We start from the raw sequence: 23,558 nt of genomic DNA on the forward strand, positions 1-23,558 counted from the left end.
AGGCTCCGGGTCGTTGAGGGAGTGACCGGCCATTGTTGAAAGCCGCGCCTTAAGGAACGCCCAAGACGGAGGCTGGCAGCTGCAGCGCGAAGCGCGCGCCGCAGCCGCCGGGCCGTGCGAGGCCGTCGCCCAGCATGACCTGGCCGCCCAGCCGCTCGGCCGCCCGCGCCACGATGGCCAGGCCCAGCCCGCTGCCCTGCACGTCATGGCCGGCGCCGCGCCAGAAGCGCTCGAAGGCCAGTGCGCGGTCGTCGGGCGCAATGCCCGGGCCATCGTCGGCCACGGCCAGCCGCGGGCCATCGGGGGTGATGTCGAGGCTCACCTCGACGCGGCCGCCGCGGCCCACATAGCGCAGCGCGTTGTCGAGCAGGTTCTGCAGTGCCGACTGCAGCGCCACGGTGTCCAGCCGCACCGGCAGGTGGTCCGGCGCGTCCAGCGCCAGCGCGATGCCTCGCTCGCGCGCGGCGCCCGCCTGTTCGGCCAGCCGCTGCGCGCAGAAGTGCGCCAGGTCGAGGGCGGCCGGCGTGGTGGGCTGATCGTTGTCGAGGCTGGCCAGGTCCAGCAACTGGCGCGACAGGTGGGCACTGCGCGCGATGGCGCGTTGCAGTTCGGCGGCGGCGGTCGCGCGCGCCTCGGCGTCGCCCGCACGTACGAGGGCGTGAGTCTGCGTAGCGACGACAGCCAGCGGTGTGCGCAGCTCGTGCGCGGCCTCGTGCACGAAGGCGCGTTCGCGGGCGCGGCGTTGGCGCAGGCGCTGCAGCAGCGCGTCGAAGGCCTGGCCCAGCGGGCGCAGTTCGCGGTAGCGCAGGTCCACGTCCAGCGGTGCCAGGTCCTGCCGCAAGTCCAGGCCGTGCAAGCGGCGCGCAAAGCGGCGCAGCGGCGCCAGGCCCGTGTAGACGGCGATCCACAGCGGCAGCAGCATCAGCGGGAAGCCCACCAGCAGCTGCATGCCCAGCGCCCCACTGGCAAAGCCGAGCAGCTGTGTACGCGACAAGGCCGGCTCGGCCAGCCGCAGCGACCAGCGCGGCCCGTCCTGCCGGTAGGTCCAGTGCATGCGGCCGGCGATGGTCTGCTCACCGACGCCTGGCTTGGCGATGGCGTCGCCGGCTGCCGACGCGTAGACCTGCCGGCCTTCGCGGTCCAGCAACTGCACGAGCAGCGGGCCGGTCGTCATGCTCAACCCCGCGCGCAACCCGTTGATGTAGCGCGTGTGGCCATTGAGCACGCGGGCTGCCAGCACGGCATCGTCGATCTCCTCCAACCCCGCGGCCAGCTGCCGGCCCAACTGGCGCACGCCGGGGTCGGTGGCCAGCTGGTGCTGGATGTCGAGCTGGTCGTCCAACAGCAGCAGCACCGAGCACAGTGTGAAGGCGAGCAGCAGCGCGAGGATGAGCCGGCGCGTCAGCGTGGGTTGCAGCCACTGCAGCTTCATGCGCATTCCAGCCAGTAACCCACGCCGCGCAACGTGCCGATGCGGGTCGCACCCACCTTGCGGCGCAGGTTGGCCAGGTGCACCTCCAGCGTGCCGAACTCCATCGGCTCGCCCAGCGGCGCCAGGCGCTGCGCGAGCTGGTGCTTGGCGACAACGCCACCACGCTCGCGAGCGAGTTCCAGCAGCAGCTGGAATTCACGTGGTGACAGCGCCAGCTCCACACCCTCCAGCAACACCCGCTGGCGGCGCGGTTCGATCGTCAGGCCGCCCAGCGTCCATTGGTCGCTCGCCTGCTGGGCGCAGCGCCTCAGCACCGAGCGCAGCCGCGCGATCAGCTCCGGCATCTCGAAGGGCTTGATCACGTAGTCGTCGGCGCCGCCATCGAAGCCGGCGAGGCGGTCTTCCAGTGCGGCGCGCGCGGTGATGACGAGGACCGGCACCGTGCTGCCCTGGCGGCGCCAGCGCGTCAGCAACTGGCGGCCGTCGCCGTCGGGCAGGGTCTGGTCCAGCAGCACGGCATCCTGCGCGGCGGGGGCGAGTTGCAGGGGCGCATCGGCACAGCGACGCAGCCAGAGACTGCTGTGCCCTTCGGCGTGCAGGGCGGTTTGCAGCGCGGCGCCCAGGTCGAGGTCGTCCTCGATCAACAGAATGTGCATGGGAAATGGATGGCGATGTCGCCTGGGCTACGGTCGGGCGGGGCGCGCGAGGGTAACGTGGCAGCACGACCGCTCCACTCTGGCCACCCCGAATGCGCATCTTCGAGACCCTTGCCGATCTTCAAGCCTTGATCGGCCAGCCCCTGGGCCACAGCGACTGGATCGGCGTCGACCAGGCCCGCGTGAATGCCTTCGCCGAGGCTACCGAGGACCGGCAATGGATCCACGTCGACCCCGAACGCGCCAAGGCGGGGCCGTTTGGCGGGCCGATTGCGCATGGCTTCCTGACGCTGTCGTTGATCCCCTATTTCTTCGAGACCGGCTTTGCGGTGCGCGAGAGCCGCATGGTGCTGAACTACGGCCTCAACAAGGTGCGCTTCACGGCGCCGGTGCCGGTGGGCAGCCGGCTGCGCGCGGGTTTCAAGCTGCTGGCCATGGACGATGTCGCCGGTGGCGCGGTGCAATTGACGGTGGAAGTGGCTGTTGAAGCCGAGGGTATGTCCAGGCCGGTGTGTGTCGCGGAGAGCCTGGCGCGGCATTACCGCTAGCATCGCGGGCTTTCAACGCCCGCTCCACCATGGCCTCCAGCCTGCTTGTTCTTCTCGACGACATCGCCACCCTCCTCGACGACGTGGCGACCATGACCAAGGTCGCCGCCACGAAGACCGCCGGCGTGCTGGGCGACGACCTGGCGCTCAATGCCCAGCAGGTCACCGGCGTCAATGCCGATCGCGAACTGCCGGTGGTGTGGGCCGTGGCCAAGGGCTCGCTGCTGAACAAGGCCATCCTGGTGCCCGCGGCCTTGGCCATCTCGGCCTTTGCCCCGTGGGCCATCACGCCCTTGTTGATGGTGGGCGGCGCCTATCTGTGCTTCGAGGGCTTCGAGAAGCTGGCGCATAAATTCCTGCACAGCGCCGAGGAAGACAAGGCGCATCACGACGAGCTGGTCAAGGCCATTGCCGACCCCAAGGTCGACATGGCCGCCTACGAGCGCGACAAGGTCAAGGGCGCCATCCGCACCGATTTCATCCTGTCCGCCGAAATCATCGTCATCGCCCTGGGTACGGTGGCCAGCGCGCCGCTGCAGACCCAGTTGGCCGTGCTGGTGGCGGTGTCCTTCGCGATGACGGTGGGCGTCTAYGGTGTTGTGGCCGGCATCGTCAAGATGGACGACGCCGGGCTGTGGCTGTCGCGCAAGGCCGGCGCTGCGGCGCAGGCCGTGGGCCGTTTCCTGCTGGCCGCAGCGCCGCAGTTGATGAAGCTGCTGACGGTGCTGGGCACGGCGGCGATGTTCCTGGTCGGCGGCGGCATCCTGGCGCACGGCATCGCGCCGCTGCACCATGCCATCGCGCATCTGGCCGAGGGCCGGGCTTGGGTTGTGTCGGCCGTGCTGGAGAACGGCGCGAACGGGCTGGTGGGCGTGGTGGCCGGGGCGCTGGTGCTGGCCGGCGTGACGGCGGTGCAGAAGCTGCGCGGGCGTTAAGCCGGGTCGGGCGACAGGCTCGCAGATCTCGTCCGGGATTCGCGGCGTTCGAGCTGCGCCATCAGGTCTTCGGTACGCAACCGGCGGCCCAGCTTGTGGCCATGGGTGCGCAGCGCCGAGCGCACCTCGTCCAGTTCGCCTTGCGTGGGTCGCAGCGGATGCAGTGCGCGCGCCAGCTGCGGCAGTATGGCTTTGCGCATGAAGCGCTGGCCGGACTGAATGCCTTGCCACACGACGAGAGCAAGGCCGATGAGCCCGAACACCAGGAACAGCGTGCCTTCCTCTTCCGGCATGAGGCCGTGAAGCGATGCCGGCCCCACGACCAACAGCACCAATGCCGCGACGATGGCCAGCAACATTTCCTTGTCGAGGTGGGTCGTGGAGAAGTGTTCCTCGACCTTGCCCGACAGCACCATGAAGGGCTCCCGGATGAGCGCGCCGCGTTCATCGGCGGATAGCGATTGCAGGTCGCCCGCAATGCGCGCCTCCAGCGCGAAACGCTCGCTCCGCGCGTCGTCGATGCCCGGATAGGTCTGCGCGACCAGCTCCGCCAGCGGCGTGCGTGCCTTGCCCACGCCAGCGTAGGTGGCGGGCTCGGCCCGCAGCGTCGTGCCGCACTCGGTGCAGGCGCGCTCGTGTCCCACCAGCTCGCCCTCGCCGGAGCTGATGTAGTAGACGTGGCCCGCCGAGCCCACGCGCACTAGTGTGAAGGCCGTCGTCTTGCGGCAGATGGGACAGAAATCGGCCACCTGGCCGAGCTTCCTGCGGACAATCTTTCTCCCCCAGACGATGAACATCTTGCTTGCTCCCTGGCCGCGGCCTGATCTTTGGGGCGGCATGTTGCCAGCAGTGGCGCCGACCGAAGCTCAACGCAAACCCGCGGCAGGGGCTAGCTGGCGCTGTAGGCCAGCCTGACGTAGATCGGCGCAAACGCCTCGGCCTGCGTGATCTCGAGCAGGCGTTCCTTGGCCAGCTCCAGCATCGCGATGAAGGTGACGACGAGGACGGCGTGGCCGCGGGTCACGTCGAACAGGGCCTCGAACTCGACGAAGCGCTGGCCCTGCAGCCGGCGCAGCACGATGCTCATGTGCTCGCGCACCGACAGCTGCTCGCGGCTGATCTTGTGGTGCTGGTTGAGCTTGGCGCGCCGGAGGATGTCGAGCCAGGCTTCGCGCAGGTCGTCGGTATTGACGTCGGGGAAGTTGGGCGTCAGCGACTGCTCGATGTGCACCTGGGCACGCAGGAAGTCGCGGCCCAACTGCGGCAGGCGGTCCAGCCGCGCGGCGGCCAGCTTCATCTGCTCGTACTCCAGCAGGCGCCGCACCAGCTCGGCACGCGGGTCCTCGACTTCCTTGCCGTCTTCGCTGCGCTTGGGCGGCAGCAGCATGCGTGACTTGATCTCGATCAGCATCGCGGCCATCAGCAGGTATTCGCTGGCCAGCTCGAGGTTGTGCTTGCGCAGCTGCTCGACATAGCTGAGGTACTGGCGCGTCACGTCGGCCAGCGGGATGTCGAGGATGTTGAAGTTCTGCTTGCGGATCAGATACAGCAGCAGGTCCAACGGCCCCTGGAAGGCCTCCAGGAAGACCTCCAGCGCATCCGGCGGGATGTAGAGGTCCAGCGGCATCTGGAACAGCGGCTCGCCATACAGGCGCGCCACCGCCACCGCGTCGACCACCTCGGGCATATCCGGGGCGGCGGACTCGGCGTGGCTGGATTCCTCAGCCATGACGGTCAAGGTTTACTTGCCGGAGGTCTGGTAGACGTAGGGCTGCTGGGGCACGCGGGCGTCGTCGAAGTCGGCCTGCGCGCTGCGATCCTGCGCCTTGTCCCACAGCAGGGCACGGCCGGCGCGCTGTTCGGCCTCCAGCGTCGGGCGCTGGGCCTTCAGCTGCTCGATGAAGGAGGTGACTTCGGACTTGTAGGGCTTCCAGAACAGGGGCATGGCGGTCTCTTGGGCTAAGGGACTGATTTTAGATCGGCGATGCCGGGCACGATGGCGGCGTCGCCCAACTCGGCCGCCAGCCCGGAGCGGCGCAGCAGATCCAGGGGCTGGGTGTTGACGTGGGCGAGCACCAGGGCCACGCCGCCCTTTGCCAGGGTGCGGTGCAGCTCGCGCAGGGCTTCCATGCCCGAGGTGTCCATGACGACGAGGCGGTGCATCTCGAACACGACGGCTCGCGTGCCCATGGGTAATTGCTCGGGAAGCGACTCGATCTTGCCGACCGCGCCGAAGAAGAGGGCGCCGTAGAGCTCATAGGCGACCACGCCCTCAGGCAGGGGGCCGGCGTCGAAGCGGCTGATCGTGAACAGCTGGCCCATGCGCCAGACGAAGAAGACGCAGGACGCGATCAGGCCTACTTCCACGGCGACGGTCAGGTCGGTTACGACGGTCAGCGTGAAGGTGCCCAGCAGCAGCGTGCGATAGCTGAGCTTGAAGCGGCGCAGCCGGGCGAACTCGTGCCAGTCGCCCATGTTCCAGGCCACCACGAGCAGGATGCCGGACAGGGCGGCCAGTGGCACGTGCATGGCCAGGGGCGCGGCCACGAGCAGGATGAGCAGCAGGCTCAGCGCATGCACGATGCCAGCAACGGGGCTGCTGGCGCCGGCGCGGATGTTGGTGACCGTGCGGGCGATGGTGCCGGTGGCCGGCATGCCGCCGAACAGCGGCGCCACCAGGTTGGCGATGCCCTGGGCCATCAGCTCCTGGTTGGGGTCGTGGCGGGGCAGGTCGGGCGTCAGCTTGTCGGCCACGCGGGCGCAAAGCAGCGATTCGATGGCGCCCAGCAGCGCCAAGGTCAGGGTCGGGATGACGAGCTGGCGCAGACCGTCCCAGCTGACGTCGGGCCAGGCCAGCGCGGGCAGGTTCCGGGGGATGCCGCCGAAGCGGCTGCCGATGGTTTCCAGCGGCAGGTTCAAGAGCGCGGTGGCCAGCGTGGCGCCCACGAGCGCGATGACGGTGCTGGGCAGCAGCGCCAACCAGCGCCGTACGCCGCTCAGGGCCTGCTGCCCGATGTTCTTGGGCCAGAGCAGCACCACGGCCACGGCCGCGCCAGTCGTCGCAACGGCCCAGGGATTGAAGCCTGCCGCGTGCGCGCCCAGCACGCCGATCTGGCCGAAGAAGTCGGCCGGCATGGGCACTCGTGACAGGCCCAGCGCGTCCTTCAACTGAGCCAGTGCGATCAGCACGGCGATGCCGTTGGTGAAGCCGGTGACGATGGCCACCGGGATGTAGCGCACCAGCACGCCCAGCTTGAGAGCGCCCATGGCGAACAGCAGCACACCGGCACCCATGGTGGCGAGCAGCAGATTGGCCAGGCCGTGGCGCTGCAGGATGCCGTAGACGACGACGATGAAGGCGCCGGCCGGGCCGCCGATCTGCACGCTGGAGCCGCCCAGCAGCGAGATCAGCAGGCCGGCGATGATGGCCGTGGCCAGGCCTTGCTCGGGTCGCAGGCCGGAGGCGATGGCGAAGGCCAGGGCCAAGGGAAGGGCGACGATGCCGACGGTCAGGCCGGCGCCGAGGTCAGCGAGGAAGCGCTCCCGCGTGTAGCCCGACCGCAGCGCAAGCGCGCGGGGCCGGAAGGGGTGGAGCTTGGGTAGTGGCATGGAACCTCCGAGGTGGCGACGACGCGGTGGGCGAGGTCGCGGCTGGAGGTCCGCAGTGGTAGCGCTCGGCGATGAAACGCCGGCGCCGAGAAGGGCCGAGCAGCGAACGGGGCGTTGCCCGGCGCATGGTGCTCAGCGCACCCGCATGCCAGGCTGGGCGCCGCTGTGGGGCTCCAGCACGAAGATGCCCGGCTGGGCCTTCTCGTCGGCGTGGCTGGCGGCCAGCACCATGCCCTCGCTGACGCCGAACTTCATCTTGCGCGGCGCGAGGTTGGCGACCAGCACGGTCAGCTTGCCTTCCAGGTCTTCCGGCTTGTAGGCACTGCGGATGCCGCTGAAGACATTGCGCAGGCGGCCTTCGCCGGCGTCCAGTGTCAGGCGCAGCAGCTTGTCCGAGCCTTCGACGAGTTCGGCCTTGACGATCTTGGCGATGCGCAGGTCGACCTTGGCGAAGTCGTCGATCTTGATCTCGGCCGCGATGTCCTCGCCGCCGGGCACGACCTTGGGCGCCGGCGGCGCCTCGAACAGCTGCTCGACCTTGGCGAGGTCGACACGCTGCATCAGGTGCTGGTAGACGCCGATCTGGTGGGCGCCCAGGGCGCGGGCGCTGTCGCTCCACTGCAGCGGCGCGATCTTCAGGAAGGACTCGACCTGGGCGCTCAGTGCCGGCAGCACGGGCTTGAGATAGAGGGTCAGCAGGCGGAAGGCCTCGATGCAGACGCTGCAGACGTCGTGCAGGGCCGTGTCCATGCCTTCCTGCTTGGCCAGCTCCCAGGGCTTGTGCTGGTCGACAAACTCGTTGACCTTGTCGGCCAGCAGCATGATCTCGCGGATGGCCTTGCCGAACTCACGCGCTTCGTAGAGCTCGGCGATGGCGCCGCTCTGGGCGCGCAGCGCGTCCAGCAGCATGCGGCCTTCCACGCCGAGGTCGCCGCTCAAGTGGCCGTCGAAGCGCTTGGTCAGGAAGCCCGCCGCGCGCGACGCGATGTTGATGAACTTGCCGACCAGGTCGCTGTTGACGCGGGCCGCGAAGTCCTCGGGGTTGAAGTCGATGTCCTCGACCTTGGCATTGAGCTTGGCGGCGATGTAGTAGCGCAGCCATTCGGCGTTCAGGCCGAGGGCGAGGTACTTCAGCGGGTCCAGGCCGGTGCCGCGGCTCTTGCTCATCTTCTCGCCGCCGTTGACGGTCATGAAGCCATGCACGAAGACGTGGTTGGGCGTCTTGCGACCGCTGAAGTGCAGCATGGCCGGCCAGAACAGCGTGTGGAAATACGTGATGTCCTTGCCGATGAAGTGGATCTGCTCCACCGACGGGTCGGCCATGAAGGCGTCGTAGTCCCTGCCAGTCTTGCCGAAGTAGTTCTTCAGCGAGGCGAGGTAGCCGATGGGGGCGTCCAGCCAGACGTAGAAATACTTGCCCGGCGCGTCGGGAATCTCGATGCCGAAGTAGGGCGCGTCGCGGCTGATGTCCCAGTCGCTGAGCTTGTTGTTGCCGTCCTCGTCGGTCTCGAACCACTCACGGATCTTGTTCAGCACCTCGGGTTGCAGGCGCCCGGCCTCCTGCGTCCACTGGGTCAGGAAGTCGACACAGCGCGGGTCGCTCAGCTTGAAGAAGTAGTGCTCGCTGGTCTTGAGCAGCGGCGTCGCGCCGGACAGCACCGAGTAGGGGTTCTTCAGCTCCGTCGGCGCATAGACGGCGCCGCAGACCTCGCAGGAGTCGCCGTACTGGTCCTTCGCGCCGCATTTGGGGCACTCGCCCTTGATGAAGCGGTCCGGCAGGAACATGGACTTGGCCGGGTCGAAGAACTGCTCGATGGTCTTGGTCGAGATCAGCTCGTTGTGGCGCAGCGCGAGGTAGACGGCCTTGGACAGCTCGTGGTTCTCGGGCCCGTCCGTCGAATGCCAGTTGTCGAAGCTGATGTGGAAGCCGTCGAGGTATTGCTTGCGGCCGGCCGCGATCCCGGCGACGAAGTCCTGCGGCGTCTTCCCGGCCTTCTCGGCCGAAATCATGATCGGCGCGCCGTGGGCGTCGTCCGCGCAGACGAAATGCACTTCGTGGCCCGCCATTCGCTGGAAGCGCACCCAGGTGTCGGCCTGGGTGTACTCCATGATGTGGCCGATGTGGAAACCGGCGTTCGCGTAGGGCAGGGCGGTGGTGACGAAGAGCTGGCGGGGCATGGGCGCTGAGAGCGGGAGGATGCGGACGGAACTGCGGATTCTAGGTTTGCGGGTTGGCGGGGGCGGCCGGGTCGGCGGCGGCCTCACCATCGGCTTGCGGCTCATCCGGGGTGTCGGGCTCATCGGGCTTGCCGCTGAGCTTGCGCTGGCGCTTCTCTTCGGCCTTGCGTTTCTTGGCCAGCTCGCGCTGGCGTTTTTCGTAGCTGTAGTTCGGGGTAGCCAAAATGGACTCTCCTTGAGGTGGCCGGCCCAATGTAGCTTGCGATGGCGCCGGCAGCGCTACCAAGTTGCAGCCGAAAGCTCGGCAGCGCATCAAGGATCGCGCTTAAGTCACTGATTTGTAACGCTTCTGAAAGCTATCCACCGACTCTGTGGAAAACTTTGTGGAGAACCCCTCTCCATCGCAGCCAAGCCCTTATGGAATGCGGGTCCGCTTAGGTTGCTCAATTTCTAGGCAGCTGCGGTTCGTTTATATGAATCAATAACTTAGCGTCATGGCACGGAGAGCCCATGCGGCAGGGGGCAGGAGGGCTGGCGGGGCTTGACGCCTTCCAGGTTTGGGGATAAGTCAAGCCGCCAAGTGCAGATGTCACGGGTTGGAATGACATTTCGATGCGCTTTGTCCCCGCCCGCTGTGGACAAGTCTGTGGGCCGACTGACGACATCGACGCTAAGTGCTTGATCGGCCTGCCCGGCGCTTGCAATGCCCGTTTTTGAGGCGTCGCGGCGATCGCGGTCTGGGGGCAGTCCCCAACAGGCAGGCTGGGGCCGGCAGCTAAACTCGCGCCCTTTTGAACGGGCGGCAGCGGCGCAATGGCGGATTTGACGAGGGAAAGTGGCGGGCGCGGCAAGAGCGCTGCGCGCGCCGGCACTTTCGAATTGAAGTCGCGCCGCTTCAGCCTGTTGGGTCTGGTGCTGCACAGCGCCGACATGGCCGAGCTGGCGGCCGACTGGGCCCAGCGTGCCGGTGCCGGCGGCTTCGAGCATGAGCCGGTCGTCATCGACCTGAGCCAGCTGACGCGCGCACCGGCCRCCGCGACCGCACCCGTTGAAGGCCAGGCACCGCTGGCGCTGGAGGGCCCGGCCCCCGTCGACCTGAAGGCCATCGTCGACCTGCTGCGCAACAGCCAGCTGCAACCCGTCGCCGTGGCGGGTGCAACGGCCGAGGAACTGGCCCTGGCGCACGAGCTGGGCCTGGCCGACGCGGCCGACGAGCCGGTCAGCGAACGCGCTGCCGTGGCGCCCGCCGAGACCGTGCGCGAGGTGGTGCGTGAGATCACCGTCGAGAAATTCATCGAGAAGCCTGCCGCGCCCGCGCCGACGATGGTCATCGACAAGCCGCTGCGCTCCGGCCAGCGCATCTACGCCAAAGGCGGCGACCTGGTCGTGCTGGCGCTCGTGAACCATGGTGCCGAGGTCATCGCCGACGGCAGCGTGCATGTCTATGCGCCACTGCGCGGCAAAGCCATCGCCGGTGCGCGTGGCGACACCTCGGCACGCATCTACGCGCACAGCCTCGAGGCGGAGCTGCTGTCGATTGCCGGCATCTACCGCACGACCGAGAACCCGCTGCCGGCCGATGTGGCGGGCAAGCCGGCCCAGGTCCTGCTGGATGGCGAGAAGCTGCTGATGCTGCCGCTGGCCTTCTGAAACCGATTGAACTGAACGAACAGGAAAGCTCCAGATGACCAAGATCGTCGTCGTCACCTCCGGCAAGGGCGGGGTCGGCAAGACCACCACCAGCGCGAGCTTCGCCACCGGCCTCGCCATGCGCGGCCACAAGACCTGCGTCATCGACTTCGACGTCGGCCTGCGCAACCTCGACCTCATCATGGGTGTCGAGCGTCGCGTCGTTTACGACTTGATCAACGTCGTCAACGAAGAGATCAAGCTGACCCAGGCGCTCATCAAGGACAAGCAGCTCGACAAGCTCTACATCCTGGCCGCCTCGCAGACGCGCGACAAGGATGCGCTCAAGCAGGAAGGCGTCGAGCGCGTGCTGAACGAACTCAAGGCGATGGAGTTCGACTTCATCGTCTGCGACTCGCCGGCCGGTATCGAGACCGGCGCGCTGATGGCCATGCACTACGCCGACGAGGCGCTGGTGGTGACCAACCCCGAGGTCTCCTCGGTGCGCGACAGCGACCGCATCCTGGGCATGCTGAGCAGCAAGACCAAGCGCGCCATCGAAGGCGGCGACCCGGTCAAGGAGCACCTGCTCATCACGCGCTACAACCCGAACCGGGTCGAGGGCGGCCAGATGCTGAGCCTGGACGACATCCACGAGATCCTGCGCACGCCGCTGATCGGCGTCATCCCCGAGAGCGAGAGCGTGCTGCAGGCCTCCAACCAGGGCACGCCGGCCATCCACCTGGCCGAGACCGACGTGGCCGAGGCCTACAAGGACGTCGTCGCGCGCTTCCTGGGTGAGGACAAGCCCATGCGCTTCACCGAAGCCGTGAAGCCGAGCTGGTTCAAGCGCGTCTTCGGCGCCAAGTGATGGGAGCCGCGCAATGGGATTCCTGAACTTTTTCCTCGGCGAGAAGAAGAGCTCGGCCAGCGTCGCCAAGGAGCGGCTGCAGCTCATCCTGGCGCACGAGCGCAACGGCCGCAGCTCCAGCCCCGACTATCTGCCCCAGCTGCAGAGGGAGCTGGTCGCCGTCATCAGCAAATACGTGTCGATCAACCCCGACGACATCAAGGTCCACATGGAGCGCCAGGGCGACCTGGAAGTGCTCGAAGTGAAGATCGAACTCCCGGAAACTCGTTGACCCCTCGCCCAGTCTCGCCGCGCTGAACGCGGGCGAGCCTGGTCGGTCTTGCAGACCGCGCTGCTGCAGTGCCGCAGCTCCTCGGCAGGCACACGACGCCCACTGGGCGTCATGTGTCCGGCCTCGGCCCCCGAGGGGACGGCGATGCACGCGGCATCGAGCCGCGCGCACATCGCCCTGGTGGGCCGGCTTGGGAGCGGCCCGGCGCTCGGCCCGAATACAGGTCGCTAAGCGCGTGTCTGCGCAGCGCGGGCCTGCTCGCGCCGCATGAAGAGATAGAGGCTCTCGACCTTGGCGCGCGCCCACGGCGTCTTGCGCAGGAACTTCAGGCTCGACGCCACGCTGGGGTCGATGCGAAAGCATTTGATCTCGATGCGCTGGCCCAGTTCGGCCCAGCCGAAATGCTCGACCAGCGCGGTCACGATGGCCTCGAGCGTGAGGCCGTGCAGCGGGTCTTTGGAAGGGGTGGCGGGCATCGTTTGCGTGAAGCAAAATCGGTAGTTTCGTTGGTGTTCGGGCCGAGCGCCGGGCCGCCCCAAGCCGGCCCGCCTGGCGATGTTGACCGGGCTTGATGCCCGGTCAATCGCCGTCCCCTCGGGGGACCGACCAGGCCCGCCCGCGTTCAGCGGCGCGAGACTCGGCGAGGGGCTTGTCTATTCGTGGGTGAACTGGTCTGAGTTCTTGCCCTTGTACTGGGCGTAATAGCGCTTGATCTCCGCCATGTCGGCATCGACGTCGCCGGTCGGCCTGAAGATGGGTCCCAGGCCGACGAGCTTGCGCGGGTAGTCCATGTGGGCCATCACGATGGGCAGTTTGGCCGTGACGGCGATCCAGTAGAAGCCGGTCTTCCAGTAGATGGTCTTGCTGCGTGTGCCCTCGGGCGGCACGATGAGCTGCACCGGGCCGTCGGCGGCCTGCAGGGCCTCGGCCGAGGCCGCGACGAGATTGTTGGATTGGCTGCGGTCCACCGGGATGCCGCCCAGCCAGCGCATCAGCCCCCCGAACGGGAATTTGAAGATCGAGGCCTTGCCCATCCAGTAGGGCGTCAGCCGCAGCGCGAAGGCGGTGAAGAGGGTGTAGGGCAGGTCCCAGTTGCTGGTGTGCGGTGCGGCGATGAAGACGCTCTTGCGCGCCTCGGGCAGCAACTCGCCCTGCACGGTCCAGCCGGCGAGCTTGAGCCAGGCCACGGACAAGCCGCGCAGCACGGTGCTGACCCCGGGAGTCGTGAAGATGGTTCGGTGCATGGCCGCGATTGTCCCGCCGCGCCGGCCTGCCTCAATCTGAGGCAGAGCAATAAAACTGCTGTTCTGCCAAGGACTTGGGCTTGCAGCCCGCAGGCTGTTCACGGGGTTGTCCACAGCGGCTGTGGACGGCCGTTGCGGCTCATGCCGCGCTTCCTGCCGTTGGTCGCACGCCCGCTTGCCGGGAGCACGGTCTGCCGCGATGCTGCGCGCCGTCCCCGCCACTCGCGAGCCCCCCATGCGCCACTCATCGATTTCCGTCGCCGTCCTGCTGTCGTTGTTGATCACTGCGGCCCAGGCCGGCCAGCCCGCCACGCCCGCGGCCATGGCCGCGTATGCCGACAAGCTGCTCGACGAGAGCAAGCTCGGCAAGGACGGCCCTGGCGTGACCGTGCTGGTGGCGCGCGGCGACCAGCTGCTCTACAAGGGCGCCCGCGGCATGGCCAGCGTCGAGCTCGGCGTGCCCCTGCAGCCCGACCAGCTGATGCGCATCGGCTCCGTCACCAAGCAGTTCGCCGCTGCGGCCCTGCTCAAGCAGATCGACGAGGGCAAAGCCCGCCTGGACGACCCGCTTTCCAAATTCCTGCCCGACTATCCCAACGGCAGCCAGATCACGCTGCTGCAACTGCTCAACCACACCTCGGGCGTCAAGAGCTACACCGGCATCGCCGGCTATATGGGCAACCCGGTGCGCCGCGACCTCAGCACGGCCGAGCTGATCAAGGAGTTCAAGGACCAGCCGGTGGACTTCGCACCTGGCGAGAAGTGGGCCTACAACAACTCCGGCTATGTGCTGCTCGGCGCCGTCGTCGAGGCCATCTCGGGCAAGAGCTGGCACCAATCCATCGACGAGCTGCTGCTCCAGCCGGCCCACATCACCAGCGTGCACTACCAGGCCGGCGACAAGCTCTTCAAGGGCATGGCCCAGGGCTACACGCTGAACGGGCGGCGTGAAGTGGCGCCAGCGGGCCTCCTCAGCATGACCCAGCCCCATGCGGCCGGCGCGCTGATCGCCAACACCGAAGGCCTGTGGCGCTGGAACCAGGCCCTGCACGGCGGCAAGCTGATCAGCAAGGCCAGCTACGACGGCATGATCACGCCCGTCAGCCCGGCCAAGGCCTTCAACTACGGCTTCGGCATTGGTACCGGCACGCTGCGCGGCCAGCCCATGCTGTCGCACGGCGGCGGCATCCACGGCTTCGTGTCGACGCTGAACTATCTGCCGCAGAGCCAGACGACGGTTGCCATCCTGCGCAACACCGACGGCCCGGGCTTCAACATGGACCTGGTGGCGCGCAAGCTGGCGGCATTCGCGATCGGCGAGCCTTTTGCGGAACCCAAGGCCGCGGCCGTGCCGGCCGAGCAGCTGAAAAGCGCGGAAGGTATCTATGCCCGCGAAGACAAGCAGACGCGCTTGCTGCGCGTGAAGGAGGGCGTGCTGCACAGCCAGCGCAGCAGCGGTGGCAGCAACGCCTTGATCGCTCTCGGCGGTGACCGCTTTGCCTTTCCCGATTCATTGACCTGGCTGCAGATCGAGCGCGGCGCCGATGGCAGGCCCGTCGCCGCCCGCGTCTTCAACAATGGCGAGAACGAGGCCGAGCGTTGGGTGCGCAACGGCGAGTTGCCGCCCGAGCTGGCCTTCATCACGCTGAGCCCCGCCCAGATGCAGGCCCTGGTGGGCGACTACAGCTCCCCGCAGTTCTCGGTGCGTGTCTTCATCGATGAACGGGGACGCCTGCAGGGCCAGGCGCCGGGTCAACCGGCTTTCGAGCTGAAGGCCAGCACGCCGCGCCGCGCCCATGTGCCCCAGGTCGACGCCCAGCTCGACTTCGGTGCCGAGGAGGGGCAGGCCGCTTCGGTGACGCTGCTCCAGGGTGGGCAGAAGCTGCTCATGCCGCGGAAGTGATCGTCACATCGCTGCGCGCCTCCGCGACGCAGGGCAGGATGAACCCATCCGCCTTTTCCTCGTAGGACAGGCCCGGCCATTCGACGCGGTATTCGATGCGTCCCTCGACGAGGCGCGAGATGCAGCTGCGGCAGGTGCCCGTGCGGCAGGACCAGGGCAGTTTGAGCCCGGAAGCCAGGCCGGCCAGCAGCAGCGTCTGGTCGGCCGCGGCCGTGAAGGTCTCGCCGCCGGGTTGCAGCGTCACTCGGAATGTCTCGGACATGACCGCCATCATGCCGTCCCGGCCCTAATATGGCCGTGCCGGTTCGCAAGACCGGCAGCGTTCTCAGGGCGGGGCGGAATTCCCCACCGGCGGTATGCGCTCGATGAAAAGAAGTTGAGCGCGAGCCCGCGAGCGCCTTTGCCGCGCAATCGGCGAAGGGTCAGCAGACCTGGTGCGATGCCAGGGCCGACGGTCACAGTCCGGATGAAAGAGATCGCGTGGCGGAAACGCCGAACGAGTCCCTTGCGGGCTGCGCATCCCTGCTTTGGGCGATCTGCGGCGTTGCAAATCCTCGCCATGGCAGCGGCCATGGCTGTGGTTTGCGCCTTGCAGCTCATCCCAAACCAGGGCGCGCCGCCTCGCAATGAACTCGCCCGGCGTTTCCCGGCGTGCTTGCGTTGAGCGGGCACGCCGCTGCTGCGTGCGCTTGCCCTGATTCTGGAAAAACCGTCTTTCAAGAGGACACCATGAATCAGACCCTCAATCCCGTTTTCAATCTGACCCGCCTGCCGCGCGTGGCCATCCTGGCCGCCAGCTGGCACAAGGACATCGTCGGCGTCGCCGTGTCGGCCATCCGCAGCGAGTTCGGCCGATGTCGGATTCCCGCCGAACAGGTCACCGTCATCGACGTGCCCGGCGCCTTCGAGATCCCGCTGCATGCGCAGCGCCTCGCGCGCACGGGTCGTTTCGACGCCGTCATCGCCTGCGCGCTGGTCGTCGACGGCGGCATCTACCGCCACGACTTCGTCGCCCAGACCGTCATCCAGGCGCTGATGGATGTGCAGCTCGAAACCGATGTGCCCGTGTTCTCCGCCGTGCTGACGCCGCACCACTTCCACGAGCATGGCGAGCACAAGCGCTTCTTCGCCGAGCATTTCTCCACCAAGGGCCAGGAGGTGGCGCGCGCCTGCCTCGCGACAATAGCGAGCCTGGACCAGCTGAACACGCTTTCCGCCTGATCTTGCCCCCGGCGCGTGCCCTCCCTGGCGCCGCGCCATTTGAATCGCCCCATGCTCGCCGCCCGCTACCTCGCCGGCTACCCGCCGGAACTGATCGCTCAAGCCGAGCAACTCCGCCTGGACGGCCGCCTTGCCGACCATCTCGCCCGCCGCCTGCCCGAACGCCACGAGGTGCGCAGCGACACGGCCCTGTTCGAGCTGGTGCAGGAGCTGAAGAACCGCCACATGCGCAATGCCGGTCCGCTGCAGCACGTCGGCTTCGACGCCAAGCTGCGCGTGCTGCAGCAGGCGCTGGGCACGCACACCCGCCGCACACAGGTGCAGGGGGCCAAGCTCAAGACGCGACGCGAAATCCGCGTCGCCACGCTGTTCAAGGAGGCGCCGGCCGCGCTGCTGAACATGATCGTCGTTCACGAGCTGGCCCATTTGCGCGAGCTGGAGCACAACAAGGCCTTCTATCAGCTCTGTCAGCACATGGAGCCGGACTACTTCCAGCTCGAGTTCGACCTGCGGCTCTACCTCATGCATCTCGAGGAATCGAAATGATCCTCCTCGCCCCGATGGAAGGCCTGCTCGACCACATCCTGCGCGACGTGCTGACCCGCGTTGGCGGCGTGGACCGCTGCGTGTCCGAGTTCATCCGCGTCACCGACCAGCTGCTGCCCAAGCGCGTCTTCACGCGCATCGTGCCGGAGCTGAACAACGGCGGCCGCACCGCCGCCGGCGTGCCGGTGCACCCGCAACTGCTCGGCTCGGACGTGAACTGCCTGGCAGAGAACGCCGCCCGCCTGGCCGAGCTCCAGCCCGAGGGCATAGACCTGAACTTCGGCTGCCCCGCCAAGTGCGTGAACCGCCACCGCGGCGGCGCCGTGTTGCTGGACGAACCGGAGCTCATCCACGAGATCGTGGCCGCCGTGCGCCGCGCGGTGCCGGCCGACGTGATGGTGTCGGCCAAGATGCGCCTGGGCTATCTGGACGACAGCAGGACGCTGGACGTCGCCCGCGCCATCCATGCGGCGGGCGCACAGGAGATCGTCGTCCACGCCCGCACCAAGGCCGATGGCTACAAGCCGCCGGCCTACTGGGAGCGCATCGCCGCCGTGCGCGAAGCCGTGCCGCTGACCATCATTGCCAACGGCGAGATCTGGAGCGTCGAGCATGCCGAGCTGGCGCGCGAACGCAGCGGCTGCGAGCACCTGATGCTGGGCCGCGGCATGGTGGCCGACCCCGGCCTGGCGCTGCGCGTGGCGGGCCGGAGCACCGAGCCGGTGCCCTGGCGCGAGCTGTTGCCGCTGATGCAGGTCTTCTTCGACCAGGTGCGCGCCCATGTCGCGGCCAAGCACCAGGGCGGGCGGCTCAAACAGTGGCTGCACTATCTGAAGCGCGCCTACCCCGAGGCCGACGCGGCCTATGCCGAGCTGCGCACGGTGAACGACGCCGGCGAGCTGGCGCGCCGGCTCTTCGCCTAGTACTGCAGCTTGGGGTACCAGTCCTTGTCGCGGCCCTCGGGCGTCAGGTCCAGCATGGACCACAGCGACGCGATGTCCGGCGCGTCGCGCGGGTCCTGGTCCGGGTCGGCCATCTCCCGGGTCATGGCGCTGGACCAGAACAGGCGCACCTGGTCGCCGTCGCGCTTGAACACGACGAGGGCCGGGTTCTCGCTGCCGTCGGGGTTCAGCAGGCCGAGGTCCTTGGCGTAGTCGTCGCCGACGGTCTGCACGAAGTTCAGGTCGCGCCAGCCGCGCTGCTGCGCAAAGGCGTACTGCCGCTCGACCGGCGAGCGGCCGAGGATCTTCAGCGCCACGCGCTGCTTGATATCGGCCGCATTGCCATTCACGGCGCCCAGCCAGTTGGTGCACATCGGGCAGGGCCGCTCGCGCTGCGGGCCGTACATCCAGAAATAGGTCACCAGCGCCTGCTGGGTGCCGAACAGTTCGAGCAGGCTGACCTCGAAGCCCTGTTCGTCCTTGAAGCGATAGGCCTTGTCGATGACCGGCCCGGGCGGCAGCGCGCGGCGCTGCTCGGCCAGGCGCGTCATGTGGCGGCGGAACTCGATCTCCTCGGCAAGCAGGGCCTTGCGAGCCTTCAGGTACTCGGCCGAGGCGCCGGGGAAGGGGATGTTGGCCTTGTCGGCCAGCTGGGTGGCGGGGGTGAGCTGGGCCATGTGCAATCTCCAGTCAGGCCAGAAAGCCTAACTCCGATGTCGGCCGGCATCGCCCCCGGGTGGTAACAGATCGCGCAGGTGCTCAGCTCGGCTGCTTGGTGATGCGCAGATAGGGCTTGGGCGCCTTCCAGCCCTGCGGGAACAGCGTCTTGGCGTCTTCGTCGGACACCGAGCCGGCGATGATGACGTCGTCGCCCTGCTTCCAGTTCACCGGCGTGGCGACCTTGTGCTTGGCGGTCAGCTGCATGCTGTCCAGCACGCGCAGGATCTCGTCGAAGTTGCGACCCGTCGTCATCGGATAGGTCAGCATCAGCTTGATGCGCTTGTCCGGCCCGACGATGAAGACCGAGCGCACGGTGGCATTGGTCGCCGCGGTGCGGCCCTCGGACGTGCCGTCGATGTCGGCCGGCAGCATGTTGTAGAGCTTGGCGACGTTGAGGTCATGGTCGCCGATCATGGGGTACTTGGGCAGATGGCCTTGCGTCTCCTCGATGTCGGCGGCCCAGCGGTGATGGTTGTCCACCGGGTCCACCGACAGGCCGATCAGCTTGGCATTGCGCTTGGTGAACTCGGGCTCGATCTTGGCCATATAGCCCAGCTCCGTCGTGCACACCGGCGTGAAGTCCTTGGGGTGGGAGAACAGCACGGCCCACTTGTCGCCGATCCAGTCGTGGAACTTGATCTCGCCTTGGGTGGTCTGGGCGGTGAAGTCGGGGGCGATGTCATTGATGCGCAGGGACATGGGGCTCTCCTAGGTGGCCGGGGGAAGACGTGGATCATAGGAACGAAGCAAGGACCTGTTGCGCATGAGCTTGTTCGCGCAGCGTCTATGCGGCGGCGCCGAAAGCGGCCCGATAGGCGCGGGGCGCCAGGCCCAGCCGCGCCTGGAAATGGTGGCGCAGCGCCTGCACGCTGCCAAAGCCCGCCTCGGCCGCCACGCGCTCGACGGGCAGGGCACTGGCCTCCAGCAGGCGCTGGGCCTCGGCCACCCGTTCGGCGATCAGCCAGTCGCCGGGTGACTGGCCCGTGGCCTCGGTGAAGCGGCGCAGGAAGGTGCGCGGGCTCATCAGGGCGGCCTCGGCCATGCGCTCCACCGTCCAAGGCGCGCGCAGGTCGGCGCGCACCTGCTCCAGCACGCCGGCCAGCCGATGGCCGCGGTCGGCCGGCACGGGCCGCTCGATGAACTGGGCCTGGCCGCCGCTGCGGTGGGCCGGCATGACGAGGCGGCGCGCTACGCTGTTGGCGGCCTTCACGCCGAAATCGCCGCGCACGATGTGCAGCATCAGGTCGATGCCGGCGGCGCTGCCGGCCGAGGTCAGCACGCGGTCTTCCTCGACGTAGAGCACGCCGGCGTCGACGGCTATCGAGGGATGGCGTTCGCGCAGCTTGTCGGCGTAGCGCCAATGCGTGGCCGCACGCCGGCCGTCCAGCAGGCCGGTGGCGGCCAGCGCGAAGGCGCCCGAGCAGATCGACGCCAGCCGCGCGCCGCGTTGCCAGGCCTGGCGCAATCGCTTCGCGAAGGCCTCGGGCACCGGCACGTCGGCACCCTTCCAGCCGGCCATGACGATGAGGTCGGCGCGGTCCAGCAGCTCGATGCCGCCGTCGCTCGTCACGCTCAGGCCGCCATGCGCCCGCAGCGGCCCGGGCTCGATGGCGGCACTGGCGAAGCGGTACCAGCCCGGTCCCATCTCCGGCCGCGCCAGGCCGAAGATCTCGGCGGCGATGGCGAACTCGAAGGTGCACAGGCCGTCATAGACCGGCGCGACGACAAGCGGCCCCGTCGTCTTTGGCGTGATGTTGGCGATGCTTGTCATATGCGCCAATTGTGGCGCAGTGCGCCGCTCGGCACCATGACGGCACTCATCAACAGGAGCCCGAAATGCCCAGCCAAGTCACCGCCATCCCCGCCGCGCCTGCCCATCTGGCCGAGGCCCACTTCGCCGCCGAGTTCACCTTCGAGGCCGACTGCTGGGACGTGCATGACGCGCTGACCCAGGGCGGCGCCGACTTCGTGCTGCTGGATGTGCGCTCGGCCGAGCTGTATGCCCGCGGCCATGTGCCCGGCGCCATCCACTTCCCGCACGGCAAGCTCGTCGAGAGCAAGCTCGCTGCCTGGCCGATGGACACCCTCTTTGTGACCTACTGCGCCGGCCCGCATTGCAACGGCGCCGCGCGCGGCGCGCTGCGCCTGGCGCGCCTGGGCCGGCCGGTGAAGATCATGGCCGGCGGCGTCACCGGTTGGCTGGATGAGGGCTTCGAGCTCGCGAGGGAGGCTGCAGTCGCCGCCTGAAGCCACGCCGCTAGCATGCGGGGATGAAGACATTTCTGACCCTGCTTGCCAGCGTCTGCGTCACGAGCGCAGCCCTGGCCCAGCCTCCGGCGCTGACCCTTGAACGCATCACCGCCGACCCGCCGCTGGCTGGCCGCCTGCCGCGCCAGGCCGAGATCTCGCCGGGCGGGCAATGGGTCAGCTTCCTGCGCCCTTCCGCCGCCGACAGCGAGGTGCTGGAGCTGTGGGCTCAACCCAGCGCCGGCGGCGAGCCGCGCAAGCTGGTGGCCGCCGCCGACCTGCTCGGCGGCACGGCGCAGAAGCTCAGCGAGGCCGAGAAGATGGCGCTGGAGCGCCAGCGCATCAACCAGCGCGGCATCACCGGCTACCAATGGTGCGGTGCTGGCGACAGCGCCTTGCTCTTCCCGCTGTCGGGCGACCTCTACCTGGTGCGCCTGGGCCTCGGTGGCCCGCAAGCCCAGCGCCTGACCAGCACGCCCGACGCGCCCAAGCAGGACCCACGCTGCGCCCCCGACGGCAAGACCCTGGCCTATGTGCAGGGCGGCAACCTCTTCGTGCTGCCGCTGGGCGAGGCCGTCAAGCCGCGCCAGCTGACCACCGACGGCAGCGACACCCTGAGCTGGGGCTTGGCCGAGTTCATTGCCGCCGAGGAACTGGGGCGCCAGCGCGGCTTCTGGTGGTCCAAGGACGGCAAGTCCCTGCTGGCCCTGCGCGCCGACGAGTCCGGCGTGGCCGTCAAGACGCGGGCTCAGATCTTTGCCGACCGCACGGCCATGACCGAGCAGCGCTACCCTGCCGCCGGCGAGGCCAATGCCAAGGTCACGGCCTTCGTCATCGATGCCACGACCGGCCAGCGCCGCGAGCTGCCGTTGCCCGCGACGGCCGAGTACATCAGCCGCGCCGGCTGGTTTGCGGATGGCACGCCCTGGCTGCAATGGTTCAACCGCGACCAGACACGGCTGACGTTGACCGAGTTCAAGGCCGCGCCACGCGACATTACCGTCGAGACCGATGCCGCCTGGGTCGACGTGCATGACGACCTCATCGAGACGCCGCGCGGCCTGCTCTGGTCCAGCGAAGCCTCGGGCCGGCGCCAGTTGCTGCTGCTCGACCGCGCGACCGGGCAGCGCACACCGCTGACCCGCCAGGCCGAGGCGGTCGCGCATGCGGTCTGCGTGGGCCAACGTGGCGTCGTCTTCGCGGCCGCCGGCGACCGCGGCAAGGCTCGCGAGCTCTATCTGCAGCCGCTGGCCGGCGGCAAGGCCCAGGCCCTGGCGGGCGGGGCCGAGCGCCAGTGGCGCGATGCCAAGGCCGACAGCGCCTGCGCCCGCCTGCTGGTCACCCGCTCCGCCTGGGGTCAGCCGCCGCGGCTGGAATTGCGCGGCCTGGACCAGCAAGGCGTCATTACGCTGGCCGGTGACGCCCCCGACCCGGCGCTGGAGGCCTTCACCAATGTGCCGCTGGCCCTGGACCTGATGGCCGCCGACGGCCGCACGCCGCTGAACGCCTTCTTCTTCCAGGCGCAAGACCGCCGCGAGGGCAAGCATCCGGTCATCGTCCTGGCCTACGGCGGCCCCGGTAGCGCGACGGTGAGCTGGGGCTGGGGCCGTGACATGCCGCTGATTGCCTATTGGCAGCAGCGCGGCTACGGCGTACTGATGCTGGACACGCGCGGCATGGCGCACAGGGATCGCGAGTTCACGCGGGCGCACAGCAAGGCCTTCGGCACGGTGGAGGTGGCCGACCTCTTTGCGGCGGTGCGCCAGCTGCCCGGCACCGTGCCCTACGTGGACGCGGCGCGCATCGGCTTCTTCGGCTGGAGCTACGGCGGCTTCCTCGGCGCGCGGGCTGTGCTGGATGCCGACACGCCGTTCGCCGCTRCCGTGGCCGTGGCGCCGGTGACCGATTGGACGCTCTACGACACCGCCTACACCGAGCGTTATCTCGGCCTGCCAAAAGCAGAGATTTGTGCCGGACTGTGCCTCGGCTATGACGACTCCGGCTTCAACCTGCCGCCACGCGCCGCGCTGCTGGCCAAACCCCTGCTTCTCGTTCACGGCACCGCCGACGACAACGTGCTCTTCGAGCACACGCTGCGCCTGGTCGAGGCGCTGCAGACGGCCGGCAAGACCTTCGACCTGCAGATCTACCCCGGCAAGGCCCATGGCATCGCCGGCCGGGCTGCGCGCCTGCACCTTTACCGCACGATGGACGCCTTCTTCGAGCGGCATCTGAAGCCTGCGCCATGAGCCTTGTCTATTCCACCGACGTCGGCCGGGTCTGCCCCGGCTGCGGCCAACCTGTTGCGCAATGCGCCTGCAAGGCCAAGGTCCGCCCGGTGGGCGACGGCATCGTGCGTGTCAGCCGTGAAACGGCCGGTCGCAAGGGCAAGGGCGTCACCGTCATCAAGGGCCTGCCGCTGGACGACGCGGCGCTGACGACGCTGGGCAAACAGCTCAAGGCACTGTGCGGCAGCGGCGGCACGGTCAAGGACGGCGTCGTCGAAATCCAAGGCGACCACCTCGACAAGGTGCTGGCCTGGCTGAAGGCGCGGCCCGAGGGCTGGACGGTCAAACGAGCGGGCGGTTGAGCCCCAACGACAATCGC

At 68.3% G+C, this 23,558-nt stretch carries 26 protein-coding genes and 1 riboswitch; of the genes, 12 read left to right on the top strand and 14 right to left on the bottom strand.

Going from position 1 to position 23,558, the window contains the following annotated elements; all coding sequences use genetic code 11:
- Positions 1 to 49: 49 nt before the first annotated feature.
- Both AC1DW3_RS12985 and AC1DW3_RS12990 read right to left on the bottom strand, forming a co-directional pair.
- A complete protein-coding gene (locus AC1DW3_RS12985; RefSeq protein WP_477931733.1) occupies positions 50 to 1,432 on the bottom strand; it encodes a sensor histidine kinase in 1,383 nt (460 codons plus the stop codon).
- On the bottom strand, positions 1,429 to 2,088 hold the full coding sequence (locus AC1DW3_RS12990) for a response regulator (protein ID WP_477931734.1): 660 nt from the start codon (positions 2,086 to 2,088) through the stop codon (positions 1,429 to 1,431). The genes AC1DW3_RS12985 and AC1DW3_RS12990 overlap by 4 nt, the downstream gene beginning before the upstream one ends.
- 92 nt (positions 2,089 to 2,180) lie before the next feature.
- Between AC1DW3_RS12990 and AC1DW3_RS12995 the strand changes: the two genes are divergently transcribed.
- Positions 2,181 to 2,636: a MaoC family dehydratase gene (locus AC1DW3_RS12995; RefSeq protein WP_477931735.1), complete on the top strand. Its 456-nt coding sequence runs from the start codon at positions 2,181 to 2,183 to the stop codon at positions 2,634 to 2,636.
- Between the two features lie 29 nt (positions 2,637 to 2,665).
- Positions 2,666 to 3,571 carry a DUF808 domain-containing protein gene (locus tag AC1DW3_RS13000; RefSeq protein ID WP_477931736.1) on the top strand — a complete coding sequence of 302 codons (906 nt, stop codon included), beginning with the start codon at positions 2,666 to 2,668 and terminating at the stop codon, positions 3,569 to 3,571.
- On the opposite strand, the gene AC1DW3_RS13005 is transcribed toward AC1DW3_RS13000, so the two are convergent.
- The 6 genes from AC1DW3_RS13005 to AC1DW3_RS13030 all read right to left on the bottom strand — a co-directional run bounded on the left by AC1DW3_RS13005 (position 3,568) and on the right by AC1DW3_RS13030 (position 9,581).
- A complete protein-coding gene (locus AC1DW3_RS13005; RefSeq protein ID WP_477931737.1) occupies positions 3,568 to 4,368 on the bottom strand; it encodes a hypothetical protein in 801 nt (266 codons plus the stop codon). The two genes, AC1DW3_RS13000 and AC1DW3_RS13005, sit on opposite strands and share 4 nt — an antisense overlap.
- Before the next feature lie 92 nt (positions 4,369 to 4,460).
- Positions 4,461 to 5,300 (bottom strand): segregation and condensation protein A, encoded by an 840-nt coding sequence (locus tag AC1DW3_RS13010; RefSeq protein WP_477931829.1) that lies wholly within the window; start codon positions 5,298 to 5,300, stop codon positions 4,461 to 4,463.
- Positions 5,301 to 5,312: 12 nt separating this feature from the next.
- Positions 5,313 to 5,516: a DUF3460 family protein gene (locus AC1DW3_RS13015; RefSeq protein ID WP_477931738.1), complete on the bottom strand. Its 204-nt coding sequence runs from the start codon at positions 5,514 to 5,516 to the stop codon at positions 5,313 to 5,315.
- 14 nt (positions 5,517 to 5,530) lie between these two features.
- Entirely contained in the window at positions 5,531 to 7,180 is a 1,650-nt protein-coding gene (locus tag AC1DW3_RS13020; protein WP_477931739.1) for a SulP family inorganic anion transporter, read from the bottom strand.
- 132 nt (positions 7,181 to 7,312) lie between these two features.
- The gene (gene metG, locus AC1DW3_RS13025) at positions 7,313 to 9,358 is read right to left on the bottom strand and encodes a methionine--tRNA ligase (protein WP_477931740.1); all 2,046 of its coding nucleotides are present in this window, start codon (positions 9,356 to 9,358) and stop codon (positions 7,313 to 7,315) included.
- A gap of 40 nt (positions 9,359 to 9,398) precedes the next feature.
- Positions 9,399 to 9,581 carry a hypothetical protein gene (locus tag AC1DW3_RS13030; protein ID WP_477931741.1) on the bottom strand — a complete coding sequence of 61 codons (183 nt, stop codon included), beginning with the start codon at positions 9,579 to 9,581 and terminating at the stop codon, positions 9,399 to 9,401.
- 590 nt (positions 9,582 to 10,171) lie between these two features.
- Here AC1DW3_RS13030 and minC point away from each other — a divergent pair.
- The 3 genes from minC to minE are packed head-to-tail and all read left to right on the top strand — an operon-like array spanning position 10,172 to position 12,129.
- Positions 10,172 to 11,008 (top strand): septum site-determining protein MinC, encoded by an 837-nt coding sequence (gene minC, locus AC1DW3_RS13035; protein WP_477931742.1) that lies wholly within the window; start codon positions 10,172 to 10,174, stop codon positions 11,006 to 11,008.
- A 34-nt stretch (positions 11,009 to 11,042) separates the two neighbouring features.
- A complete protein-coding gene (gene minD, locus AC1DW3_RS13040; RefSeq protein ID WP_457354209.1) occupies positions 11,043 to 11,858 on the top strand; it encodes a septum site-determining protein MinD in 816 nt (271 codons plus the stop codon).
- Positions 11,859 to 11,871: 13 nt separating this feature from the next.
- Positions 11,872 to 12,129, top strand: coding sequence for a cell division topological specificity factor MinE (minE, locus tag AC1DW3_RS13045; protein WP_477931743.1), 258 nt, complete (start codon positions 11,872 to 11,874; stop codon positions 12,127 to 12,129).
- 227 nt (positions 12,130 to 12,356) lie between these two features.
- Here minE and AC1DW3_RS13050 read toward each other — a convergent pair whose 3' ends face one another.
- Both AC1DW3_RS13050 and AC1DW3_RS13055 read right to left on the bottom strand, forming a co-directional pair.
- Positions 12,357 to 12,605 (bottom strand): VF530 family protein, encoded by a 249-nt coding sequence (locus AC1DW3_RS13050; RefSeq protein ID WP_477931744.1) that lies wholly within the window; start codon positions 12,603 to 12,605, stop codon positions 12,357 to 12,359.
- 177 nt (positions 12,606 to 12,782) lie between these two features.
- On the bottom strand, positions 12,783 to 13,373 hold the full coding sequence (locus tag AC1DW3_RS13055; RefSeq protein WP_477931745.1) for a 1-acyl-sn-glycerol-3-phosphate acyltransferase: 591 nt from the start codon (positions 13,371 to 13,373) through the stop codon (positions 12,783 to 12,785).
- A 235-nt stretch (positions 13,374 to 13,608) separates the two neighbouring features.
- Here AC1DW3_RS13055 and AC1DW3_RS13060 point away from each other — a divergent pair, with 235 nt between their 5' ends.
- Entirely contained in the window at positions 13,609 to 15,276 is a 1,668-nt protein-coding gene (locus tag AC1DW3_RS13060) for a serine hydrolase domain-containing protein (protein WP_477931746.1), read from the top strand.
- On the opposite strand, the gene AC1DW3_RS13065 is transcribed toward AC1DW3_RS13060, so the two are convergent.
- Positions 15,260 to 15,538, bottom strand: coding sequence for a 2Fe-2S iron-sulfur cluster-binding protein (locus tag AC1DW3_RS13065; protein WP_477931747.1), 279 nt, complete (start codon positions 15,536 to 15,538; stop codon positions 15,260 to 15,262). The two genes, AC1DW3_RS13060 and AC1DW3_RS13065, sit on opposite strands and share 17 nt — an antisense overlap.
- A gap of 55 nt (positions 15,539 to 15,593) precedes the next feature.
- A riboswitch (FMN riboswitch) is annotated at positions 15,594 to 15,758 on the top strand.
- Between the two features lie 247 nt (positions 15,759 to 16,005).
- Between AC1DW3_RS13065 and AC1DW3_RS13070 the strand changes: the two genes are divergently transcribed.
- Genes AC1DW3_RS13070 through AC1DW3_RS13080 form a run of 3 tightly spaced genes read left to right on the top strand, consistent with a single transcriptional unit; the run spans position 16,006 to position 17,966 of the window.
- On the top strand, positions 16,006 to 16,497 hold the full coding sequence (locus AC1DW3_RS13070; RefSeq protein WP_477931748.1) for a 6,7-dimethyl-8-ribityllumazine synthase: 492 nt from the start codon (positions 16,006 to 16,008) through the stop codon (positions 16,495 to 16,497).
- A 51-nt stretch (positions 16,498 to 16,548) separates the two neighbouring features.
- Entirely contained in the window at positions 16,549 to 17,043 is a 495-nt protein-coding gene (locus AC1DW3_RS13075) for a YgjP-like metallopeptidase domain-containing protein (RefSeq protein WP_477931749.1), read from the top strand.
- Positions 17,040 to 17,966, top strand: a complete 927-nt coding sequence (locus AC1DW3_RS13080; protein WP_477931750.1) for a tRNA dihydrouridine synthase — start codon at positions 17,040 to 17,042, stop codon at positions 17,964 to 17,966. The genes AC1DW3_RS13075 and AC1DW3_RS13080 overlap by 4 nt, the downstream gene beginning before the upstream one ends.
- On the opposite strand, the gene AC1DW3_RS13085 is transcribed toward AC1DW3_RS13080, so the two are convergent.
- The 3 genes from AC1DW3_RS13085 to ftrA all read right to left on the bottom strand — a co-directional run bounded on the left by AC1DW3_RS13085 (position 17,963) and on the right by ftrA (position 20,475).
- The gene (locus AC1DW3_RS13085) at positions 17,963 to 18,661 is read right to left on the bottom strand and encodes a DUF899 family protein (protein ID WP_477931751.1); all 699 of its coding nucleotides are present in this window, start codon (positions 18,659 to 18,661) and stop codon (positions 17,963 to 17,965) included. The genes AC1DW3_RS13080 and AC1DW3_RS13085 overlap by 4 nt on opposite strands.
- An 82-nt stretch (positions 18,662 to 18,743) precedes the next feature.
- Positions 18,744 to 19,403, bottom strand: a complete 660-nt coding sequence (locus tag AC1DW3_RS13090; RefSeq protein ID WP_477931752.1) for a peroxiredoxin — start codon at positions 19,401 to 19,403, stop codon at positions 18,744 to 18,746.
- Between the two features lie 85 nt (positions 19,404 to 19,488).
- A complete protein-coding gene (gene ftrA, locus AC1DW3_RS13095; RefSeq protein WP_477931753.1) occupies positions 19,489 to 20,475 on the bottom strand; it encodes a transcriptional regulator FtrA in 987 nt (328 codons plus the stop codon).
- Between the two features lie 65 nt (positions 20,476 to 20,540).
- Between ftrA and AC1DW3_RS13100 the strand changes: the two genes are divergently transcribed.
- From AC1DW3_RS13100 to AC1DW3_RS13110, 3 genes are read left to right on the top strand one after another with little or no spacing between them, the layout of a single operon-like run.
- Positions 20,541 to 20,951 carry a rhodanese-like domain-containing protein gene (locus tag AC1DW3_RS13100; protein ID WP_477931754.1) on the top strand — a complete coding sequence of 137 codons (411 nt, stop codon included), beginning with the start codon at positions 20,541 to 20,543 and terminating at the stop codon, positions 20,949 to 20,951.
- A gap of 23 nt (positions 20,952 to 20,974) precedes the next feature.
- On the top strand, positions 20,975 to 23,200 hold the full coding sequence (locus AC1DW3_RS13105; RefSeq protein ID WP_477931755.1) for an alpha/beta fold hydrolase: 2,226 nt from the start codon (positions 20,975 to 20,977) through the stop codon (positions 23,198 to 23,200).
- Positions 23,197 to 23,541 (top strand): translation initiation factor Sui1, encoded by a 345-nt coding sequence (locus tag AC1DW3_RS13110; RefSeq protein ID WP_477931756.1) that lies wholly within the window; start codon positions 23,197 to 23,199, stop codon positions 23,539 to 23,541. The genes AC1DW3_RS13105 and AC1DW3_RS13110 overlap by 4 nt, the downstream gene beginning before the upstream one ends.
- Positions 23,542 to 23,558: the final 17 nt, after the last annotated feature.

The organism is Roseateles sp. P2_H4 (genome assembly GCF_056403315.1).